Consider the following 445-nt stretch of genomic DNA (forward strand, 5'->3'; position numbering starts at 1 on the left):
AGTCTTTGCGCATCGATCAGAGCGTCGAGCGGATCGAAGTGGTGCGCGGCGGACCCTCGGCGATCTTCTATTCGAATGCGCCGGGCGCTGCGATCAACTTCATCACGCGCAAGGGCGGCGACACGCTCGAAGCTCTCGCGCGCTACGAAGCGGCGAGCTACAATTCGCACCGGATCGACGGGTGGATCGGCGGGCCGATTGGCGCGACCGGGTGGCATTTTTTCACCGGCGGCTATTACCGCGTGTCGGATGGTCCGCACAATTCGGGCTTCACGCAGGATCGTGGCGGCCAGATCCGCCTGAACCTGTCGAAGGAGTTCGAGCGCGGCGGGATCAGCTTCGGCGTAAAGCGGATCGACGAGCGCGTTGGCTATTGGGGCGGTGGTATTTATCAGGCCAATGCCGACGGGACGCCGGCCAATGTGGTTGGACTGGACAATAAGGT

1 pseudogene is annotated in these 445 nt (G+C 62.7%); it reads left to right on the forward strand.

Annotated features, from left to right (window positions below):
• Positions 1–445 (forward strand): annotated as a pseudogene (locus AACY08_RS29785) (hypothetical protein); the annotation flags it as partial.

Origin of the sequence: Pseudomonas sp. EL_65y_Pfl1_R83, assembly GCF_963970695.1 — a bacterium.
GTDB lineage: Bacteria > Pseudomonadota > Gammaproteobacteria > Pseudomonadales > Pseudomonadaceae > Aquipseudomonas > Aquipseudomonas tritici.